Raw genomic sequence first — 18,825 nt, 5'->3', positions numbered from 1 at the left:
CTCGACAAAGTACAACTGCGCTCAGGACCGCCAACGCTACACAACAGGGTCGGCATTCGGCCGAGGCTCGTCGGATTCATCCACGGCTCACAGCGGCGAGTAGATGTGGACGCCTCGCACGCGAGTTCACGCCGGCCCGGAGGTGAGCTTCACACCGGAGTATCAGTGCACCCCGGGGCTGAGCAGCACGCGTCGTCAGGGCACGAAGCCAGTATCCGGGCGGTCACTCAACTCGGTTGCCAAGGAGCCTTGTCCAGCCGGTTCCGTGCAAGTGAGACCCACAACGACCTACTCCCCGAGACCGAACTGGGCCCTCAGCCATGCTGGGTTGAGCTTCAGCGTCTTGTTGTCGGGGAGGAGTTCAAGGACCTGGACTCCGTCCATGTTCAGGAGCTGGGTGAGGACGGCGGCGTAACCGCGGGCCCGGGCCGGGGGCATGCCCGCGGCGGCGGCGACGGCCGTCAGGGGGAGGGTGTTGTTCTCACAGAGCGCTGCAAGGGCCTGGCGGAGTTTTTCAGGGTCCTGTTTGCGTGGGAGGAGAGCGAGTTGGTCGCTGAAGGCCGGGGAGTCGAAGAGGCCGTCCAGAAGTTGCTCCACCGGCGACTGAGCTTGCACGGTAAGCAATGTTCCCTCGGTCTCGGAGAGTTGGGGGGACACCGCGATCTCGAACAGACCCGTGTCCTGTGAAGCGGACTTCTTCGGGGTACGCCTGGACTTCGCCGGCTGTGTCGTCCCGGTCTCCGCGGAGGGAGGTGCCGAGGTCGCGTGCAGGCGCGTCGTGTCCAGTTTCCACCAGTGCGGCTCGTACGTGTCCGTGAGTTGCCGCCACCCTGGCGGGATGTGCTCCGTCGCACCGTCCGGCAGGTATGCGAGCACAGGAATCGTGAACTCGGCCGGGTGCACTCCCCCGTGGTATCCGGCGGCACGGTTCGTATAGCGGGTGTCGGCCGACCACAGGGCCACGATGGGGCCTTCGACCACGCGCGGGCCGGCGAGCACCATCTCCGCGTCGCTGACCAGTGGTTCGGCGCCGCCGTCCGGGACGCCCCGGTAGCGGGCGTTGCCGGCATCGGGCGTGGGGACCTTCACACCCCGGTGCTCCCGTACGTGCCCGTGGTCACTGATGAGCAACACGGCCATGCCTCGCCGGCGGGCCTCGTCCAGGAGCGGGGCCAAGGCGTCGATGTCGTCGATCGTCCAGTTCCACTCGTCGAGACGTTCATCGTTCCTCAGTCCTTCGTCGACGGTGTTGAGGACGACCGCGAGGTGTGAAGCGTCGTCGGCCAGCGTCGCCTCCAGGCCGGGCCCGAAGCGTCCACCGGTGCCGACAGGGCGGAGGTCGTCCTTGTGGAACACGGCCGCCTTCTGCCCCGACCACAGCCGCAGGGAGGGGAATTCACGCTTCTCGGTCTTCTGGTCGCCGCGTTGCAGCTTGCCGGTGAGGAGAGTGGTACGGCTGACAGCGGTGACGGTGGGCAGAGCAGCGGCCATCGCTTGGCGGGTGGGTGGCACCGCTTTGTCGCCGGTGGGGTCGTACTCGGTCCAGTTGGCCGCGAGTTCCTCGCCGAGCTGTGCCGCGAGCGCGGCGCTCATGCCGTCCACGACGAGCAGCATCAGCCGCCGCTGTGACTTCACCACGGGCTTCGCGACTCGCTCGAGGAAGGTCTCGACCGTCAGCATCGAGCCAGGAGCGGTACCCGCCGCGGTCCACTCGGCGACCTGCTCGGCAAAAGCCCGGTCCATGCGGCGCCGCGCCTTGCGCACGTCAGCGGCGAGCGCATTGTAGGCACCGGACAGAGCGGGCTCGGTGTCGCCGCCCGCCTCGAGATGCTCCAACGCACGGTCGGCCCAGGAGAGTTCAGCGTTGTAGTGGGCCAGGGCACCTGCGACGGTGTCCGGTGTCCAGACGGGTTCGGTGGCCAGCCACCGCACCAGGCGCACGGCCATCCGGGCGCGGCCGATCCGGGCGCGCGCCGTCTCGGCGAGGTGGTGCGCCTGCACCGCGCGCAGCGCCGTGCAGCAAGCATCGGGGTCGCGGTCGGCGATCGCCGAGCCCACGGCGGAAAGGCGCGCTCCCAGTCCGGCGGGCAGGTAGGGGCTGTGACGTACGGCCTCGGTCGCGCCCAGATGTCCGGCGAGCCGTTCGGCGTCCGGGGTGATCTCGGCGAGGAGCTGTGCGTTGCGCGCGACGAGGTTCTCAGCAGATTCTCCGTAGCGCCGCATGGCCTCGTCGGGGAACTCGCGGCCGAGGATGTTCTCTGCTCGGCCGCGCGCCCGGAAGACCTCGGGGCCGGCCGGGGCGTGCTGCCACAGCGCGGCGGCGACAAGCCCGAACGGCACGGCGACGGACGGTTCGTCGTGCTCGGTGATCGACAGAAGGGCGTCGGCGGTCGGACCGGCCTGGTCCACCTCGGCGAGGAAGCGTCGCAGCCCTGCCCGCTCCCCGTCGCGCAGCGCGCGGTAGGCGCGCGGCCCCTCGGAGGAGGTGCGGCTCCACAGCAGCAGAGTGTCGATGTCGAGCTGGGTGTCCGCGTCGAGCAACAGCCGCCGCCGCGCCAGGGCGGTGAGGGCGTGTGTACGGGACAGGACCTGCCGGTTGAGGCCGGGCCAGCCGCCCACGGGGGCGGCTTCGAGGAGGGCTTCGGCCACGCCCCAGGTCTCGTCGCTGAGCCGTGGATCGATACCGGAGGCTGTGAAGGTCTCGCGGATGAGGTCCCAGTTGTCGACGTGCTGGATGGCATGCCGGTACGCGCGGACCAGGATGCCGGGGTCGAGTTCGGCGTCCTCCCGGTCGGTGAGCAGGACGAGCAGGGACGGGTCCTCTGCTGAACCAGGGTCGGGCGCATCGAGGTGGCTGAGCACGTCCTTGTAGACGGCGAGCACAGACGGCGCGGCGGCCACGCGTGCGCGCCGGCCTCCGTTCCAGGGCAGGACCGCCTGCTCCTCCCACACGGGTGCCGAGCGCAGAAGCACCACGTGGCGCCTGTCGCCGTCCGGCTGCTGTGTCGCTTTGAGCAGAGCGCGCTGACCCGCAAGGTAGTTCGCGACGGCGGTGGGCGTGAGGCGTGCGATGCCCCGGCCGACCTGAGGCATCAGTCGACCACCTTCCACGTGATCTCGATGGCCTTGCCGGGATGCGCGGCCGCCACCTGGTGGAGGGCCTGCTCGACCTCGGCGGCGCTGCCCTGAACGAAGCCCGTACGGGCAGTGGTCTCGACCTTGGGGTGCGAGGTGTCGGTGGTCAGCGGCACCTGGTCCGGGGTGGGCGAGGCCGGAGTGGCGGCCGGTGGTTCGGACTTCTGCTGCTGTTGCCGCTGGACGGCCAGGGCCTGGGTGATCGCCCGCTGGGCACGCGGCAGGGAGTCCTGCAGCTTCCTGCTGAACTGGTCCTCGCGCGCGTCCTCCTGGAGGGTGGAGAGGGCGTCCATGCCGGTGCCGAGTTCCAGCACGTCCCAGGAGGCGTTCTTCAGGGCGGACGCCACTGCGTCCGCCGTCGTGACGGATGAGCCGAGCCGTTCTGGCGTCAGTTCGCCGAGGCCGAACGCGGCAAGGGCCTCGACGACCCGCTTGGCCCCGCGTCCCTTCTCGGCGACCAGTGCCTCGAGCAGGGCCAACCCGCGGCGTGCGGTATGCAGACGGCCCGTGACGGCGGTGTCGTCGAGGCCGAGGAAGTCCGCTCGCCGCTCCAACTCGGTCACCAGCTCGCGATTGGCGGGCATGAGCTTGTCGACGTGCGTACGCACCAGATCGGCAATGGAGTTGACGATCCGCCCGCGCAGCTGCACGGGGGCCTTCTCGCCGAAGATCTTCTCGTAGCGCGCGCGAGCCGTCTCCCAGTCCGGCTCGGATGGCAGGGGCTGGCGGCGCAGCGCCCAGCCGTCCTTGATCTCGCCCAGTTTGAGGTCGGCGACGGGGGCCCCGCCGATGACCCACACCCGGTCCTCCATCTCGCCGTACCCGGCCGCGACGAGCTGCTGGATGTGGGTCGAGAGCCCCATCCGCTGCGGTTCGTCCATCCACGCGGTCAGCGAGCCGTAGCCGATGTCCGCTTCCGGGTCGTTCTTCGCGAGCCGGTTGAAGTGCTCGCGCCAGTACCCGCCGAGCGTGAAGTAGCTCTCGCCCATCGTGCCGAGCTTGAGCGGCTGCGCAACGGTCTCCATCAGTTCCCGGTCTCCGCGCGGCACGACCTCCGCCTTGCCCTCGCGGGCCCCGGCGGCCACGCTGACGTACCCGAGGACGGTACGCGCCTGGGCGGGCGTGACAGCCTGTGCGCCGAGGTGGGGGTGGGCCGGGTACTGCCAGGCAAGCATCTTGCCCGCGATGTCGCGGATCGCATCGCGCGGGGCGGCACCCAGTGCGAGCGCGGGCGTCGCCGCGCCCGGCTTGGTGGCGATGTGGTCCGAGAAGTCGTCGAGGACATCCCCCTCCTGCTTCTTCGCCAGGCCATACGCCTGCCTGAACGCGGCGACGACCCGGTCGCGCAGGGTGTCGGCCTGCGTGCTGAGCAGCCCTCGTGCCCGCACCCGGTCGTCGGGGCCGAGGTGGGCGGCGAACCGGGTGTCGAAGTCGCTGCCGCTGTTCAGGATCCGCTTGATGATCACGTACCGGTTGAAATCCGCGTACATCGTCGTCGTCATATGGGTGGGCACCCAGGCGAGGGAGTGCTGGACCTCGGGGTGCCGCTCCCAGAAGCCGGTCATCCGGTTCACGTCTTCGCGCGGCCCGTACGCGCCCTCGTCCCACGGGAGATCGACGACGAGGCGCCAAGTCTCCGTGTCAGCGGGGGTGAGCGTGGAGTCGGGAGTCTCGTCCCGGTCGGCGATATTGGCGAAGACGACCTCGGTACGACGCTTGCTGCCCCGCCAGGTGAAGTCGAGGGTGTCGTATGCGTCGAAGCCGGCCTGCCCCTTCGCCGCGGTCAGCCCGAACTCAGAGCGCAGCAGCTCGACAGCGGTGTCGTGGCGGTAGCGGGGTTTGTCGAAGGCTTCGCGGCCGTTGCGGACGACGGAGTCGATGTCCACACCACTCAGTTCCAGGCGTACGGTCATCGCCACGCCGTCGCCCGCGAGCTTGATCTCGGGGATTCGTCCCGCCCACTCCTTCAACTTGTTGATCAGGGCGGGGATCTCACCGCCGGGAAGGAGCGCCTTGATGGTACCGGCGTTGAGGGCCAGGAGCCGCTTGACCGTCATGTTCTGGAACGCGGGCGCTGCGGGCGCGAGAGCGGACAGGACAAGGGTCGACATCAGCCGGTTGTCATCGGTGAACTGCTTGATCCGGCGACCGAGATCATCGTCCTCGACGGCGGCTGGGTCCTGCTGGTACGCCGCGACCTGCTCCACGGAGACTCTGTGGTGGTCCAGGAGGTAGGGGCGCATCTTGTTGCGGTACAGCCGGTCTGCCTCATCGAACACGGCACGCAGCTCGTCGGTGAACGGTTTGTCGCCGCCGCCGGAGATCAGCGCCCAGACGTCGCCGAGCGGCACCAGCTCGCCGACGCGCAGCAGATTGCGCCGCGCGGCGAGGAGTTCACCCATCAGTTTGAGGCCGGTGCGCGAGCGCTGCAGGGCCGAGGACAGGTGGACGAGGGTGTCCATGAAGGCGGGCGAGAAGGGGTACGTGAAGCGGAACGCGGTCTCCGTGGCGCCTACGTTGTTCCCGTCGCCGCCCAGGAGTTCGTCCCAGAACTTGGCGTTGGTGGACTTCGCCTTCTTGAACGCCTCCGCGATCACCGCGTCCGCCTCGGTCGTCAGCGGCTTGAGGAGGCGCGTGTGGGCGATTTGCGGAAGGTTGCGGTCTTCCAGACTGATTCGGTCGAACCGGCCCGAGGCGAGCTCCAGATTGTCGACGATGGCACGCTGATAACGGCCCCCGTCCTCGGCTGATCCGACCAGGTCGCGCAGATCGCGCTGGCGGGCGATGAACGACACGACGGGGACGGCCCGGCGTTCGTCACCGCCCTCCACCAGATTCGTGATCTTCGCGGTCTCTCGGGACACGAACTCGGACGACGAGATACGGGAGGCGAACCACAGGATCAGCTCGTCGAGGAAGAGCACGATCCCGTCGTAGTTCAGACTCTTCGCGTGCTGGGCGATCACCGAAAGCCCACGGTCGAGGCTGATGAAACCGCCGTCCTGCTCTACGGCGCGCTCCTCGTAGCCGGGCAGCACCTTGGCCGTGTCCTGGGCGAGCCGGGCCCGCAGCTCGCCGGGGGTGGACGGGTCGGCGGGGTTGAATTCCTGCCCGACCTCCAGCTCCTCGGCGGCCATCGCCGCGTCGAGCAGCTCAGTGGTCCAGGCGAAGGCGGCCCCGAACTCACCCCACTCGCCCGTGGTTTCGGCGGGTGCGGCACCAGCCAGGAACTTGATCACATCCTCGTCGCCGAGCCGCTCCCGCATCGATTGCAGGTCGCGGAACATGGCATCGGTGCGGTAGACCCGCGGGGTCGGCGCGTCGGGCTCCAACTCCTTGATCCGCTTGACGTATCCGCCGAGGATCCGCTGCTCCATCGACTTGGCGTCGAGCATGTGCACCGGCACCATCAGGAACCGCCGGTCGCCGTCCTGCAGCCACCCGTTCTTCGCGAACACCGGGTCGAAGTCGGTCTTGCTGCGGGCTGCCGGGGCGTGGTTGAGCAGGGCGTGCAGTACGGCCATGAAGTGCGACTTACCGGCACCGAACGAGGCGTGCAGATAGGCGGCCTTCGAGGAGTGGCTGTCCATCGCCGCCTTGATGATGCCGAGGGCCTCGTTGAAGTGCTGCACGAGGTCGTCGGTGACGACGTAGTCGGCCAGTGCCTTGTCTGCGCCCTCGGGGGTGGTGGCGTCGGCGAGCTGGAGGACGTAGTCGGAGCTGGACACCTCCGGCTTGATGTCGATCAGCTCGCGGAGAAGGGGGGTGCCGAGGTTGCCGTTGGCGGGGTTCGCTGCCATGTCTGTGTCCCTGTCCCTGCTTACTTCGTCTTCTTGGCGCGGCCACCGCGCGCCGCTGCCACGGGCCGCCAGGCCCGAATGTCGTCGTCGGTCAGCCCCAGCTCGCCCTGGAGGGCGAGACGGAAGTCGTGGTACGCCTGCGCCGCCGACTGGCCGAAGTCGGGGAGGTGTTCGCCGTGCCACTGGTCCAGCCAGGGCTGGAGTTCGAGCAGGGCGGCGAGGTACGGGGCGAGTTCGCCCTGCGTCAGCTCATTCTCGTTGAGGTAGCCCACGATCGCCTTGGCCTGCTGGAGGTGGTCCCAGCCCGCCCAGCCGAGGAGCGCGGGGGTCTGCACGTTCTGCGCACCGTAGGAGATGAAGCGCTCCTTGGGGACGTCGAGCTTGCCCCGCTGACCCCAGAAGCTGGTGCGCAGGAAGTCGGCGGAGGTGTACTTGGGCGGCACGGCGGTCGCGGCCCGGATCTTCCGCTTCTCCTCTTCGGAGGAGGCGGCGTCCTCCTTACGCTGCATGTCCCAGGTTCGCTCCCAGTCGGCGCGCTTCTTGAGCCCCGAGGGCTTGTAGCGCAGGGCGGCGGCGGCCGGGACGTGCTGGTCGCCGACCAACTCGGCGACGGTCTTCGCGAAGTCGGCGCGGGGTGCGTAGAGATTGAGGACGGCGGCGAAGTCGTCGTCCTCCTGGAGTCGGTCGGTCAGGCGGGGCAGGGTGATGAGCGTGGGCTGATCGCTGCCGTCGAACCACAGCTCACGCTTGGCCTCGATCCGGTCGAGCAGCCACGCACGGAGCGCCCGCTTCTGCATGGCGTCCCAGCCATCTGTCTGCCACCGCCGCTTGTACTCGGGGCGCTCGACCATGCCGATGGCGGAGTTCGACTCCATCGTGGCGATGCGCTGATTGACGATGTCCTTGTACGCGGCCGGCCAGTGGTCGGGGATTTCGGTGATGGGCGTGGAGTTGTGCCGCGTGAACCACTCCGAGGACGCCTCACCGCGCTCGATGGCACGGGCCAGCACGATCTCGAAGGCGCGCTCGCCGAGGGCTAGGGGCGGGACGTCTACTTGGTCGGCGGGGCGGAGGTCGGTGTCGGTGAGACCGTAGAGGGAGTAGACCTGCCAGTCCAACTCCTCTTGGAGGGCGATCATTTGGGCGCGGGTGGATTCGTAGGTGGCGCGGGCGTCGCGGAGAGAGGCAGCGGTGGGTGTCGCATTGGCTGCTGCCGCGGTAGGGGAGGCTGCGGTAAGCCGTTGGGCGGCGGAGTCGAGGGCAGCGGCTAGGGCGGTTGGATACGTGGGCGTCAGGGGGAAGTCCTGCATCGCAGTACCTGAGTACTCGAAATAGCTTTCCCAGGCATACCGTCCGGTGCCACGTTCGCCGCCTCGGTTTCCCTTATCGTGGCAGACCATACGGAGCCAGAACCCCGCCGTCGAGCTGTTGAGCAGGCCGAGAAGCCCAAGGTGCTCCTCCTCCGTGGCCCCCTCCCGCAGCTTGATCACTGGCGCGGAACGGTTGAACACCTTCCCGCCCCGATCCAGCACGAAGTGGTTATGCGTTGCTACGAAGGCGAACGCGATACCAAGCGGGACCCGGTAGCGCTCGGGGTGCCAGCGACTCCACTCGTACCATGTCAATCCAATTTCGTCGTGCGTGCCTGCAGGTTCGCGCCGTTCACGCAGCATTTTCCGGTACGGCCACAGACGCGGGAGCACATCCTGCGTGAGTTGGGGCGCCAAGTCCTCGCCATAAGGGAACACCGACTCGGCCCCGGGTGTGATATCCCACTCGCGAACACTCGTACCCTCCACGAGGGGAGTGATGTGTGGTGGGTTCACTCCGTAGCGCTGCCAAGTGTTCGGGGAAGCAAAGTATGCGGCGTCATTACCAGTGTGCGTATAACGACCGATCACCTTGCGCAGCGACACAAGTTGGGGGGTCTTCGAGTCGCTAAGGAGCTGCACGAGTTCGAGGCCGCCGTCACTGAGGATCCAAGGCTGCGTGGCAAAGTACCGCGCACGATCGAGATCGCCCACGGATACCCACTGGCTCTTCGAGCCTGGGACGTCGATCTGATCAACGATCGCCCGCCACACGAACCCGTCTTCTGCAATCTCAGGAGTACACTGCTCACCCTGAACGGAACGCACCGTGCGAATCGAGCTCCCTCGGCCTTCATTCCAAGCGCGAGGCCGCCCGACGAGAATGACCGTCGGCGTCCCATGGCCAGGGATATACGCCCCCGAGGTGTCGATCACCTCTGTGAGCTCAACCCGGTCCCGGAAGAAGCCCTCGATCAGCTTCGTCCCGAACTCCCGCTTCATGAAGGAATTGGCCGTGATCTGCCCGACCTGCCCGTACCCCAGCCCCGTCTTCAGGTCTCCCTTCTTCGCGAGTTCGAAGAAGCGCTCAGCGAACGGCACGGACAGGGCATACTGCATGGCGCATGACTTGTAGAGGTCCTTGTACAGCTTCGCCATCGCGGAGTCTTTGACCGTGATGTACGGCGGATTGCCGACCACCACGTCGTACCTTCCCCGGTACAGGTACTCAGGGTGGTCCCAGATGTCCTCGGTCGTGTACGACCACTTCTGGAAGGCGGACGCGACGTCGCCAACCGCGAACAGGCCCGTCTCTTCGTGCTCCGTCGGCAACAGGCTGTCCCCCACCGCCAACTGCATAGGCCAGTCGTACCCCGCCGCCTCCCCCAGCGTCCGCACCCCCGCCGCCGCCATCGCCGCGATCAGCAGCCGGAACCGCGCGATCGCCACCGCGAACGGGTTGACGTCCACCCCGTGCACCGACTCCAGCGCCCCGCGCACCCGCGCATGCGCGTCCAGCTCCGGCCGCCGCGCGGCCCAATCCCGCACCAGCCGCTTGAAGGCGCCGAGGACGAAGTGACCCGACCCGCACGTGGGGTCGATCATCTTCAGGCCCTCGACGCCTCGCTCCCGTACCACCGGGTTCATCGTCCGGTCGAGGATGAACTCCTCCACGAACTCCGGGGTCTGCAACAGCGCATAGTTCTTGCGAGCGGCCTCGCTCAGGTCCTGGTACAGGTCGCCGAGGAACCGGGTATCCCACCCCTTCGTCCCGTCACCGTTCTCCAACAGCGGATCCCTGAAGTCGTGGACCAGTACCGCCCGCCCCTCCTCGTCCTCGACCGTCCGCTGCCAGAAGTCCCGCAGCGCCCCCGCCCCTTCGTGCGAGAGCGGAATCTGCTTCAGCGGATTATGCTCCGAGAAAAGCAGCGCCCCCGCTGGCCCCTCCGCCAGCTCCTCGAAGGCCCGCTCGAACCAGCCTCGGTACGTGGGGTCGTCCGCCTTGTCCACGTACTCGTCGTACCGCGCCTGCGCGACCTCGCGCCCCGCGATGTCCGGCGCCGTGATGTACGGCTCCGGCACCAGGCCGTTGTCCTCGACGAAGCGCACGAAGACCGTCCCGAGGACCCACGCCACCGCCACCTGCGTGATCCGCTCATCGAGCCAGGACTGCCAGGTCGCCGCCGTACGACCGACCTTCTTCGACGCGTCGTACTCGGCCCGGAGTCGGCCGAGTACCGCCTCCTCCCGCTTCACCTGACCCTCAAGATCCGTCTCCGCCGCCTTGACCTGTGCCTGCAGGTCGGACAGCAGCGCCTTGCGGTCGATCACTTGGTGACTCCTTCGAGGGCGGTCGGGTCGTGCGGCTCGTGCAGGCGGGTCCAGGACTTGGGGATGGCGATCCACTCCTGCTGGGCCTCGAGGTACGGGACGGGGCGTCCGGCAAGATTCGGCACGGCGGTCTCGTCGTCCTGGGCGACAAGGACCCACAAGGGACGACCGCCGCGCCTGGCCAGTGCGGTCAGCCAGTCGAGGACGTGCATACCGTCGTAGCGGGCGAAGACAGCGGCGTCGGTGAGGAGGACGGGGACGACACGGCCGTCATCAGAGGCCGAAACCGAAGCCGTCAACTCCCCCTCCAGCAGCCCCTGCACGACCTGCCACACCGTCCCCACCAGGTTCGAGAACCCCGTGGGCCGCTGCCCGGCGGGGAGCACGTCCGCCTTGACGACGACCTCCCACTTCGGCATCGCACGCCCGGGCGTGAGTTCGCCCCGCAGTCCCTTCAGGAACAGCTCGGTCACCGACACCGCCCGCGCCCCGTACTGACGGCGCAGCTCCCGTCCCACCACCGGCGCGCTCCGCGCCCGCACGGTCAGCACCCGAAACCCATCGCGCCGCGCGGCGCCTGCCAGTTGCGCATCGGCCCGCGCCGCGGCTGTCTCCCAGTCCAGCGTGCTGCTGGTCCCGGAACCGCTGCCGCTGAAGACCGACGTGTACGACAGGACCGCCTCGAACTTCCGGGGCAGGAACGCCTTCTTGTCGGCCGCGTACTTGAGGTCGAACCCCGCCTCGCGCAGCGCCTTGAGCAGTTCCTCGGGCTTGTCCTTCATCCCGGCGAGCGCCGGCAGACCGGGGAAGCGGTCGTTGACCCGTTCGAGTACCTCGCGCAGCGGCAGCCCTGGCTGCTGCTTCTCGGGCAGTCCCGGCAGGATGCGGACCAGGCCCGCCTGGGTGAGCCGCAGGGCGCGGACGAGTCCCAGGTCGCGCGGGTAGATCTCGAGCCTCGGAGTCAGCGCGGCGTTCTGGCTCGCCTGGACGGCGAGGGTGGCGACGCGCCGGTCGTCCCAGGAGAAGTCGCCCTCGGGCAGCCGCACCGCGCTCAACTCGGCGAGGACCGTGCTCGAACCCGGCAGCGAGTCCCGTCCCGCGAGCCGGTCGGAGGCATCACCGAGCCGCCTCACATAGCTCAGCAGTGCGGGCGCGGCCGGGCTGTCAGGGCCGTCTGCTTCGTTGTCCGGGTCGACCTCCACCGCGAGGAAGCCCGCGCGGCGTACCGGATCGGTCGCCTTGTACGGGGCAAAGTGCCGGAAAGCCTGTTCACCGACGGGCAGATGCTGCTCGCGTTCGATCAGCGCACGCAATACGGCGAAGGCGGCGGCCCGACGCATCTCCGGGTCACCCAGGGAGTAGCCGCGAGTGCCGAGCAGCCAGCTGGCGAGCGCGTCAACGGAGGCGACCCGGCCGAGCACGCGGAGCTGCTCCAGAACCGCAGCTCGCACCTCAAGCAGGCTTTCGTCCTCGGCCCAGAGCTTGCGGAGCTTCTTCAACTCCCTGGAGAACGTCGACTGGTCGGCGAACCCGACGGCGTGCGTGGCATCCTTCTGCAGCGGCCACACCGGAAGCGCGGGCAGCTTCCCGTCGGCGCCGGGCGCACGCAGCAGGTGCACGGCCACCTCGTGCAGACGCTTCGTCCTGCCGGAGGCCGGCGGAATGATCCGAGCAAGCAGATGGTCGATGTCCTGAGCGTCGGTGCCCGCACTGACCAGCCGCTCGAGTTTCTCCTCGAGCGGCGTCCTCGGCCCTGGCGACGGCTGCGGTTCCAGCTCCGGCTCGGGCTGCGAGCCAAGGCGGGTACGCCACTCCTTCTGCCGACGCTGGATCTCCGTACGCGTCCGGGCGCCGAGCCCCGGCCGGTTGATGAACGTACGGCTGGCCCGGTCGAGGAACTCACCGACCGTGGTCAGCTTCATGTCCCGCAGGATCGAGTACGCGGACGGGGTCAGCCCTGCACGCACCAGCGGGGTGTCGCGGGTGGCGACCTCGGCCAGCTGGTCCCGCAGCTCGGCGGTGTCGGCCTCACCGTCAGGTGCGGGCCCCTGCCCTTGCCGCCTGAGCGACTCGTGTCCGGCGCTGGCAGCCAACCGCTGCGCGTCCTGGAACACCCGCTGCCAGGACGTGCGCATGTCCCGCAGGTCCTTGTGGCGCTGCTTCGCATCCCGCGCGAGTGCCTTGCGGAAGAACTCGGTGAGCCCGTCACGCAGTTCATCCTCGAAGCCCTCCGACGCGATCGTCGGGTACGGCCACTCCTTCGGGTCCGTCATCCGCGGGGTGACCGAGCCGTCACCCCACTGCGGCAGCTCGTTCGATGCCATCTGGTGCAGCGTCACGGCGAGTGCGTACCGCTCCGCGGCGTCGTCGTACAGGTTCCGCATCACCGTGCCGACGAACGGGTCGAGATAGCCGGACGTGCCCGCGCCGGTCTCGCGGGCCGAGGCGGCGGCCAGCGAGAAGTCGAGGAGCAGTGCCTGCCGGGTGCCGTTGGGACGGATCCGGATCGCGATGTTGTCCGGTTTGATGTCGCGATGCCAGACGCTCTCGCCCTCCAGGTAGTAGAGGGCGTTGAACAGGTTGTCGCTGTAGCGCTCCAGGTCGTCCATGGTGAGGCGGCCCTGGCGTCCCAGGACCCGCGCCATGGTCTCGTCGCGCGCGGTGCGGTCGTCGCGCTTGTCGTCGGCCTCGGCCTTGATGTTGCCCACGTACTCGGTGGCCAGGACCGTACGCCCACCCACGGTGAACGCGCCGGGTACGAGCAGCCGGATGATGCTCGAGTCCCGCAGTCGGCCGAGGGTCTCCGCCTCACGCTGCAACGCCTCCGACTTGTCGTCGTCGAGCGCCACCTTCAGCACCGCGAACGCGTCGCTCTTCCCCTGCTGTTCATCCAGCACGAGAAGTGCGCGCGCCGTCGAGCCCGTACCGAGGCGGCGGCGCACCCGCCAACGCCCCTGCAAGAGCGTGCCCGGCGGAACCTCAAGCGGGTCGAGGTCGTCGACGGGCTCCTGCTCCGGCTGCTCTTCCTCCTGCACGGGGGCGGGCCGCAGGTCCTGCTCGACCTCCGCCAGCATTTCGAGGAAGTCACCCACCGCGTCGAGCCGCTGGTCCGGCTGCTGGGCGGTGGCGGCGTCGATCAGGTCGTCGAGGAACGGCGGGATACCGTCCTTGACCGCCGACGGGGCGAGCCGCTCACCGTTCTCCACACGGGCCTGCAACTCTGTGCGCGTCGCGGCGGGAGAGTTGCCGGTGGTGAGCAGATAGGCGAGCGTGCCGACGCCGTACACATCCATGCGAGCTGGATCTGCTTTCGGGGCAGTCAGCTCCGGAGCCAGGTAGGGGTCCGCGGCGTCGTCGACGCTGCCGTCCGAGACTGTGGACGGCGCCACGGAGACTCCGCTGGAGGTGACCGTACGAGAGGCCAGCTGCCAGTCGGAGACCTGCACCAGGGGCTGCCGCCAGCGCTCCTCCTCGCTCAACTCCAGCCCTGCTGCCCCCTTGTAGCGAGGGATGACATGAATGGAGCGTGGTGTGAGGGCGCGGTGGTAGAGCCGCTTGCCGTGCGCGTACTTCATCGCCTCGGCGATCTGGCGGGCGAGCCCCAGCCTGTCCTCGAGGCTCAGCTTCGCGCCCCACCGGTCGAGGAACTCGTCCAGGTGAAGCCGCTCCGGATGGTGATCGAAGGTGAGCGCCGGGCCGGCTTCATGGTCGGAGGGGTAGTAGTCCCGGATGCGCACCACACCGGGATGGTGGATCCGCTTCAGGGTGTCGGCCTCCCGCCGTGCCGCCTCGACCAGCGCCTTGCGCGCCTCGCTGCTCGAATTACGGGGCCGCAGATGAACCCGTACCCGCACGGTCTCGGACAGCTGCTCGTGCCTGCCCAAGTAATCCGCCCAGGTGGCACCCGTGTCGAAGGGCCGCTTGTCCAGGATGAACGGGCCGACCTTCGCCTCTCTGACCACCTGCTGAATACCGACCTGGACCAGCGCCCTGCCGATGTCGGCGCCGGCTTGGGACGAGATCCTGAACCGGTCCTCGCGCGGCGGCAGCCGGAGCTCCGTGAGAAGGGCCGGGACGCCGTTGTAGATGTGGGCGTTCAACTCGTGCGGCGGCAGCGCCAGATCGAGGCCGTCCTCGGTGAAGCACACACCCTCGGTGATGTACGCCTTCACGCCGTACCTGCGCAGCAGGGAAGCCAGTTCCTTGGACTTCTGATTGGTCAGGCGCAGGGGATCGCCGAGGCCCTTGCCGTATCCGCGCCGGCTGCCCGGTGGGATCTGCACCCACTGGCCGCCACGTCGCTCCACCCGGCCGTGCAGACTCTTCAGCTCGATCATGTGCACGCCGCCCGGCGTCACGACCAGGAGGTCGACCTCGCGGACATGGCCCGTCTGGCTGACGAAGGTGAAGTTGGACCACGCCCGCCACGGACCGTCGTCCGGCAGAGGCGTCAGGATCCTCTCGAGCGCCCCCTGCTCATGCGGGAACTCGGAAGGAGCGACGGCCGTCCAGCGGCCCTTCTTCATAAGCCTGACTCTCCGATCCCGCGCGACCCCGCCTTCAGGGCCGGCCCCGGTTGGCGGTGAACGGTCACACAGAGCTGCCCAAGTCCGGAATCCCGGCAGCCCACCCCGCTCGATTGTACGGGCGCGATCACTCTGCTCACCGGTGTACCGCCCATCCCGTGCACGGGCCTTTCGGCCCCGCCGCCTCGTGACTGAAGCCCTCGCGCACGCCGACCCCAGGCAGCGGGCGGGTCAGGTTTGCGAGGATGGCGCCTGTGAATGACGTACGTGGTCAGGTCAGCGCCGTACGGCGACGAGGCGTCGTGGACGCACTGCGGCGGGGAGCCGTACCCGAGCAGGGGCTCGATCTGCTCGCGACCGGTCTCGACCGATTCGCCCCCGCCCTGGACGAGGAGCTGGCAGTCGTCGCGGGCGGTGGCTCCGTCTTCAAAGCAGTGCGCGGCGAGTACGGCTCCGGCAAGACGTTCTTCACCCGGTGGCTCGGCGAGCGGGGCAAGGCCCGCGGGTTCGCCGTCTGCGAGATCCAGGTGTCGGAGAACGAGACACCCCTGCACAAGCTCGAAACCGTCTACCGGCGGCTCATCGAGCGGCTCACCACCTCGGCCTTCCCACCCAGCGCGCTGCAGCAGGTCGTCGACGGCTGGTTCTACGCACTGGAGGAGGACGCCCTGGCCGACGGTGCCGCCGAGGACGCGCTCGCCGATGCCGTGGACCGGTTGATGTCGGCGCGGCTCGCCGAGGTCTCCCGGCACGCGCCAGCCTTCGCCGCCGCGCTGCGCGGCTACCGGCAGGCGCTCGAGGCCGGCGACGACACGTCGGCCGCCGCCGTCCTCGCCTGGCTCGGCGGGCAACCGCACGTGGCCGCCGCCGCGCGCAAGGCAGCCGGGGTGCGTGGTGACCTCGACCACTTCGGAGCCCTCGGTTTTCTTCAGGGACTGCTCACCGTCCTGCGCGACACCGGTCACGCCGGCCTCGTCGTCGTACTCGACGAGGTTGAGACACTGCAGCGGGTCCGCTCCGACGCCCGCGACAAGGCCCTCAACGCGCTGCGCCAGCTCATCGACGAGGTGCACTCGGGACGGTTCCCTGGCCTCTACCTGGTGATCACCGGCACCCCGGCCTTCTACGACGGACCGCAAGGCGTCCAGCGACTTGCCCCCCTCGCGCAGCGGCTCGCCACTGACTTCTCCACCGACTCGCGCTTCGACAACCCGCGTGCCGTGCAGATCCGGCTTCCGGGCTTCACCGAGGAGCGCCTCGTCCAGCTCGGACTGAAGGTCCGGGACCTGTACGCCGCCGGAGCAGGCGATCCGGTACGGATTCGGGAGGTGGCCGACGGGGCGTACATCGGCGACCTCGCCAAGGCCGTCGGCGGGCACTTGGGCGGGAAGGTCGGCGTCACCCCCCGGATCTTCCTGAAGAAACTCGTCGGGGACGTCCTCGACCGGATCGACCAGTTCGACGAGTTCGACCCGCGGATCCACTACCACCTCACCGTTTCCCACAACGAGTTGACCGATGTGGAACGCAACGCGGCAGCCGCCGATGACATCGGCCTAGAGCTGTGATGACTTCGGACCGGGCGGAGCGCCCGGATCCGGTGGATCGCCTGCATCCCGTACTCCTGCACCACATCGTCAACACCCTCGGCTGGCCCGATCTGCGTCCCCTGCAGAAGGCCGCCATCGACCCGCTGATGGACGGCGAGGACGCCGTGCTGCTCGCCCCCACCGCGGGCGGCAAGACCGAGGCGGCCTCCTTCCCGCTGCTCGCTGCCATGGAAGACGGCGACTGGCAGGGCACCTCGGTGCTCTACCTCGCCCCCCTCAAAGCCCTCCTCAACAACCTCGAACCGCGCCTGGAGACCTACGCGGGATGGCTCGGCCGTACGGCCGGGCTATGGCACGGAGACACCAGGGAATCCGCCCGCAAGCGGATGAGAGTCGAAAGCCCTGACATTCTCCTGACCACCCCCGAGTCCCTCGAAGCACAGCTCATCAGCGAGAAAACCGACCACAAGCACATGCTCGGCGGGGTGCGGGCCGTGGTCGTCGACGAGGTGCACGCCTTCGCCTCGGACGACCGCGGCTGGCACCTGCTCGCCGTGCTCGAACGACTGGAACGCCTCGCCGGCCGGCGCATCCAGCGCGTCGGCCTGTCCGCCACCGTCGGCAACCCCGAGAACCTGTTGCACTGGCTGCAAGGGGCACAACCATACGAGCGTGCGGGCCGTGTCGTCGCACCCGGGGTTCGCCTCGAGGCGCCCGAAGGGAGCGAGCCACCACCTGGCGACATCGAACTCGACTACGTGGGCTCCCTCGACAACGCCGCCAAACTCATCTCTCTCCTCCACGGCGGCGAGAAGCGTCTCGTCTTCTGCGACTCCCGCGCATCGGTCGAGGAACTCGGTGAAAAACTCCGCCTCCGCGGCGTGACGACGTATCTCTCCCACTCCTCCCTCTCCCTCGACGAGCGGCGCCGCTCCGAAGAAGCCTTCGCCGAGGCCCGCAACTGCGTGATCGTCTCCACCTCGACCCTTGAACTCGGCATCGACGTGGGTGACTTGGACCGGGTCATCCAGATCGGCGCCCCGGACACCGTCGCCGCCTTCCTGCAGCGTCTGGGCCGCACGGGGCGGCGCACCGGGACCGTACGCAATGCGCTCTTCCTCGCGACAGAAGAGGCCGCCCTCCTGAAAGCCGCGGCGCTGCTCCTGCTGTGGGGCCGCCACTGGATCGAGCCTGTCGTCCCGCCGCCACAGCCGCGCCACCTCATCGCCCAGCAGATCCTCGCCGCGGCCCTGCAGCACACACTCGGCGACCGCACCTGGCACGAGGAGTGGAACGGTCTCGCCCTCTTCGACAAGAGCGCGACGCCGATCATGAAGTACCTGGTCGACGAGGGCTTCCTCGACACCGACGAAGGGCTCCTCTTCATCGGTCCCCAGGCCGAAAAGCACTTCGGCCGCCGCCACTTCATGGCCCTCACCGCGGCCTTCACCGCCCCGCCGCAGTTCACCGTCTACTTCGGCCGCAAGGACCTCGGCACCATCGACCCCCGGCTTCTGCTCGAACAGCGTGAAGGGCCACGCCTGCTCCTCCTCGGCGGACGTAGCTGGCAGGTCGGCCATATCGACTTCACCCGCAGACGTGCCTTCGTCGAACCCGCCGACAGCGGTGGCCGCGCACGCTGGGACAGCTACGGGCTCAGCGGTCTCTCGTTCCCGCTCACCCGCGCCATGCGCGACGTACTCCTCGGTGCGGACCCGCCTGTCCGCCTCACCCGGCGGGCACAGGCGCGCCTCGCCGAACTCCGCGAGAACCGCGCCGCGCACGTGGACGCGCACGGAACACTCCTGCTCCGTGAGGGCGACAAGCTCGAGTGGTGGACCTGGGCAGGTTTCCGCGCCAACGCCACCCTCATCGCCTCCCTCGGCACCCTCGCCGACCCCGTACAACAGCCCGACGACGCCCGGATCCGCCTGAGCGCGGCAACGACACCGCAGAGTTGGCAGGCCGCCCGCGCCGACCTCGTCGACCGCCTGGTTTTGCCTGAGGTCAACCCCCGTGCCGTACAGGGCCTGAAGTTCTCGGCAGCCCTGCCCGAGCACCTCGCCGCACGCACTGTCGCCGCTCGCCTGGCGGACTTCGACGGTGCCCGGTCCGTCCTTGACGAGGCGGTGCGCTGGGAGACACGGCAGTGACGTGCAGAAACCTGGAAGGG

The 18,825-nt window shown here is 68.8% G+C and carries 6 protein-coding genes; 2 read left to right on the top strand and 4 right to left on the bottom strand.

Translation table 11 applies throughout. The features are described from left to right. Nucleotides 1-288: 288 nt before the first annotated feature. The 4 genes from pglZ to pglW are packed head-to-tail and all read right to left on the bottom strand — an operon-like array spanning nt 289 to nt 15,102. Entirely contained in the window at nt 289-3,093 is a 2,805-nt protein-coding gene (gene pglZ, locus ACWFRU_RS16300) for a BREX-2 system phosphatase PglZ (RefSeq protein WP_453687399.1), read from the bottom strand. Then, nucleotides 3,093-6,935, bottom strand: coding sequence for a BREX-2 system ATPase PglY (gene pglY, locus ACWFRU_RS16295; RefSeq protein WP_453687397.1), 3,843 nt, complete (start codon nt 6,933-6,935; stop codon nt 3,093-3,095). The genes pglZ and pglY overlap by 1 nt, the downstream gene beginning before the upstream one ends. Nucleotides 6,936-6,955: 20 nt before the next feature. Further along, the gene (gene pglX, locus ACWFRU_RS16290) at nt 6,956-10,576 is read right to left on the bottom strand and encodes a BREX-2 system adenine-specific DNA-methyltransferase PglX (RefSeq protein WP_453687395.1); all 3,621 of its coding nucleotides are present in this window, start codon (nt 10,574-10,576) and stop codon (nt 6,956-6,958) included. Continuing rightward, nucleotides 10,573-15,102 carry a BREX system serine/threonine kinase PglW gene (pglW, locus tag ACWFRU_RS16285; protein ID WP_453687394.1) on the bottom strand — a complete coding sequence of 1,510 codons (4,530 nt, stop codon included), beginning with the start codon at nt 15,100-15,102 and terminating at the stop codon, nt 10,573-10,575. Before pglW ends, pglX begins: the two co-directional genes overlap by 4 nt. Nucleotides 15,103-15,347: 245 nt before the next feature. Here pglW and brxD point away from each other — a divergent pair, with 245 nt between their 5' ends. Both brxD and ACWFRU_RS16275 read left to right on the top strand, forming a co-directional pair. Further along, the gene (brxD, locus tag ACWFRU_RS16280) at nt 15,348-16,670 is read left to right on the top strand and encodes a BREX system ATP-binding protein BrxD (protein ID WP_453687392.1); all 1,323 of its coding nucleotides are present in this window, start codon (nt 15,348-15,350) and stop codon (nt 16,668-16,670) included. Then, on the top strand, nt 16,670-18,805 hold the full coding sequence (locus ACWFRU_RS16275) for a DEAD/DEAH box helicase (RefSeq protein ID WP_453687390.1): 2,136 nt from the start codon (nt 16,670-16,672) through the stop codon (nt 18,803-18,805). Before brxD ends, ACWFRU_RS16275 begins: the two co-directional genes overlap by 1 nt. The last annotated feature ends 20 nt before the right edge of the window (nt 18,806-18,825 follow it).

It is taken from the genome of Streptomyces sp. NPDC055099, from assembly GCF_053607685.1.
This window is presented reverse-complemented; position numbering and strand designations above follow the sequence as displayed.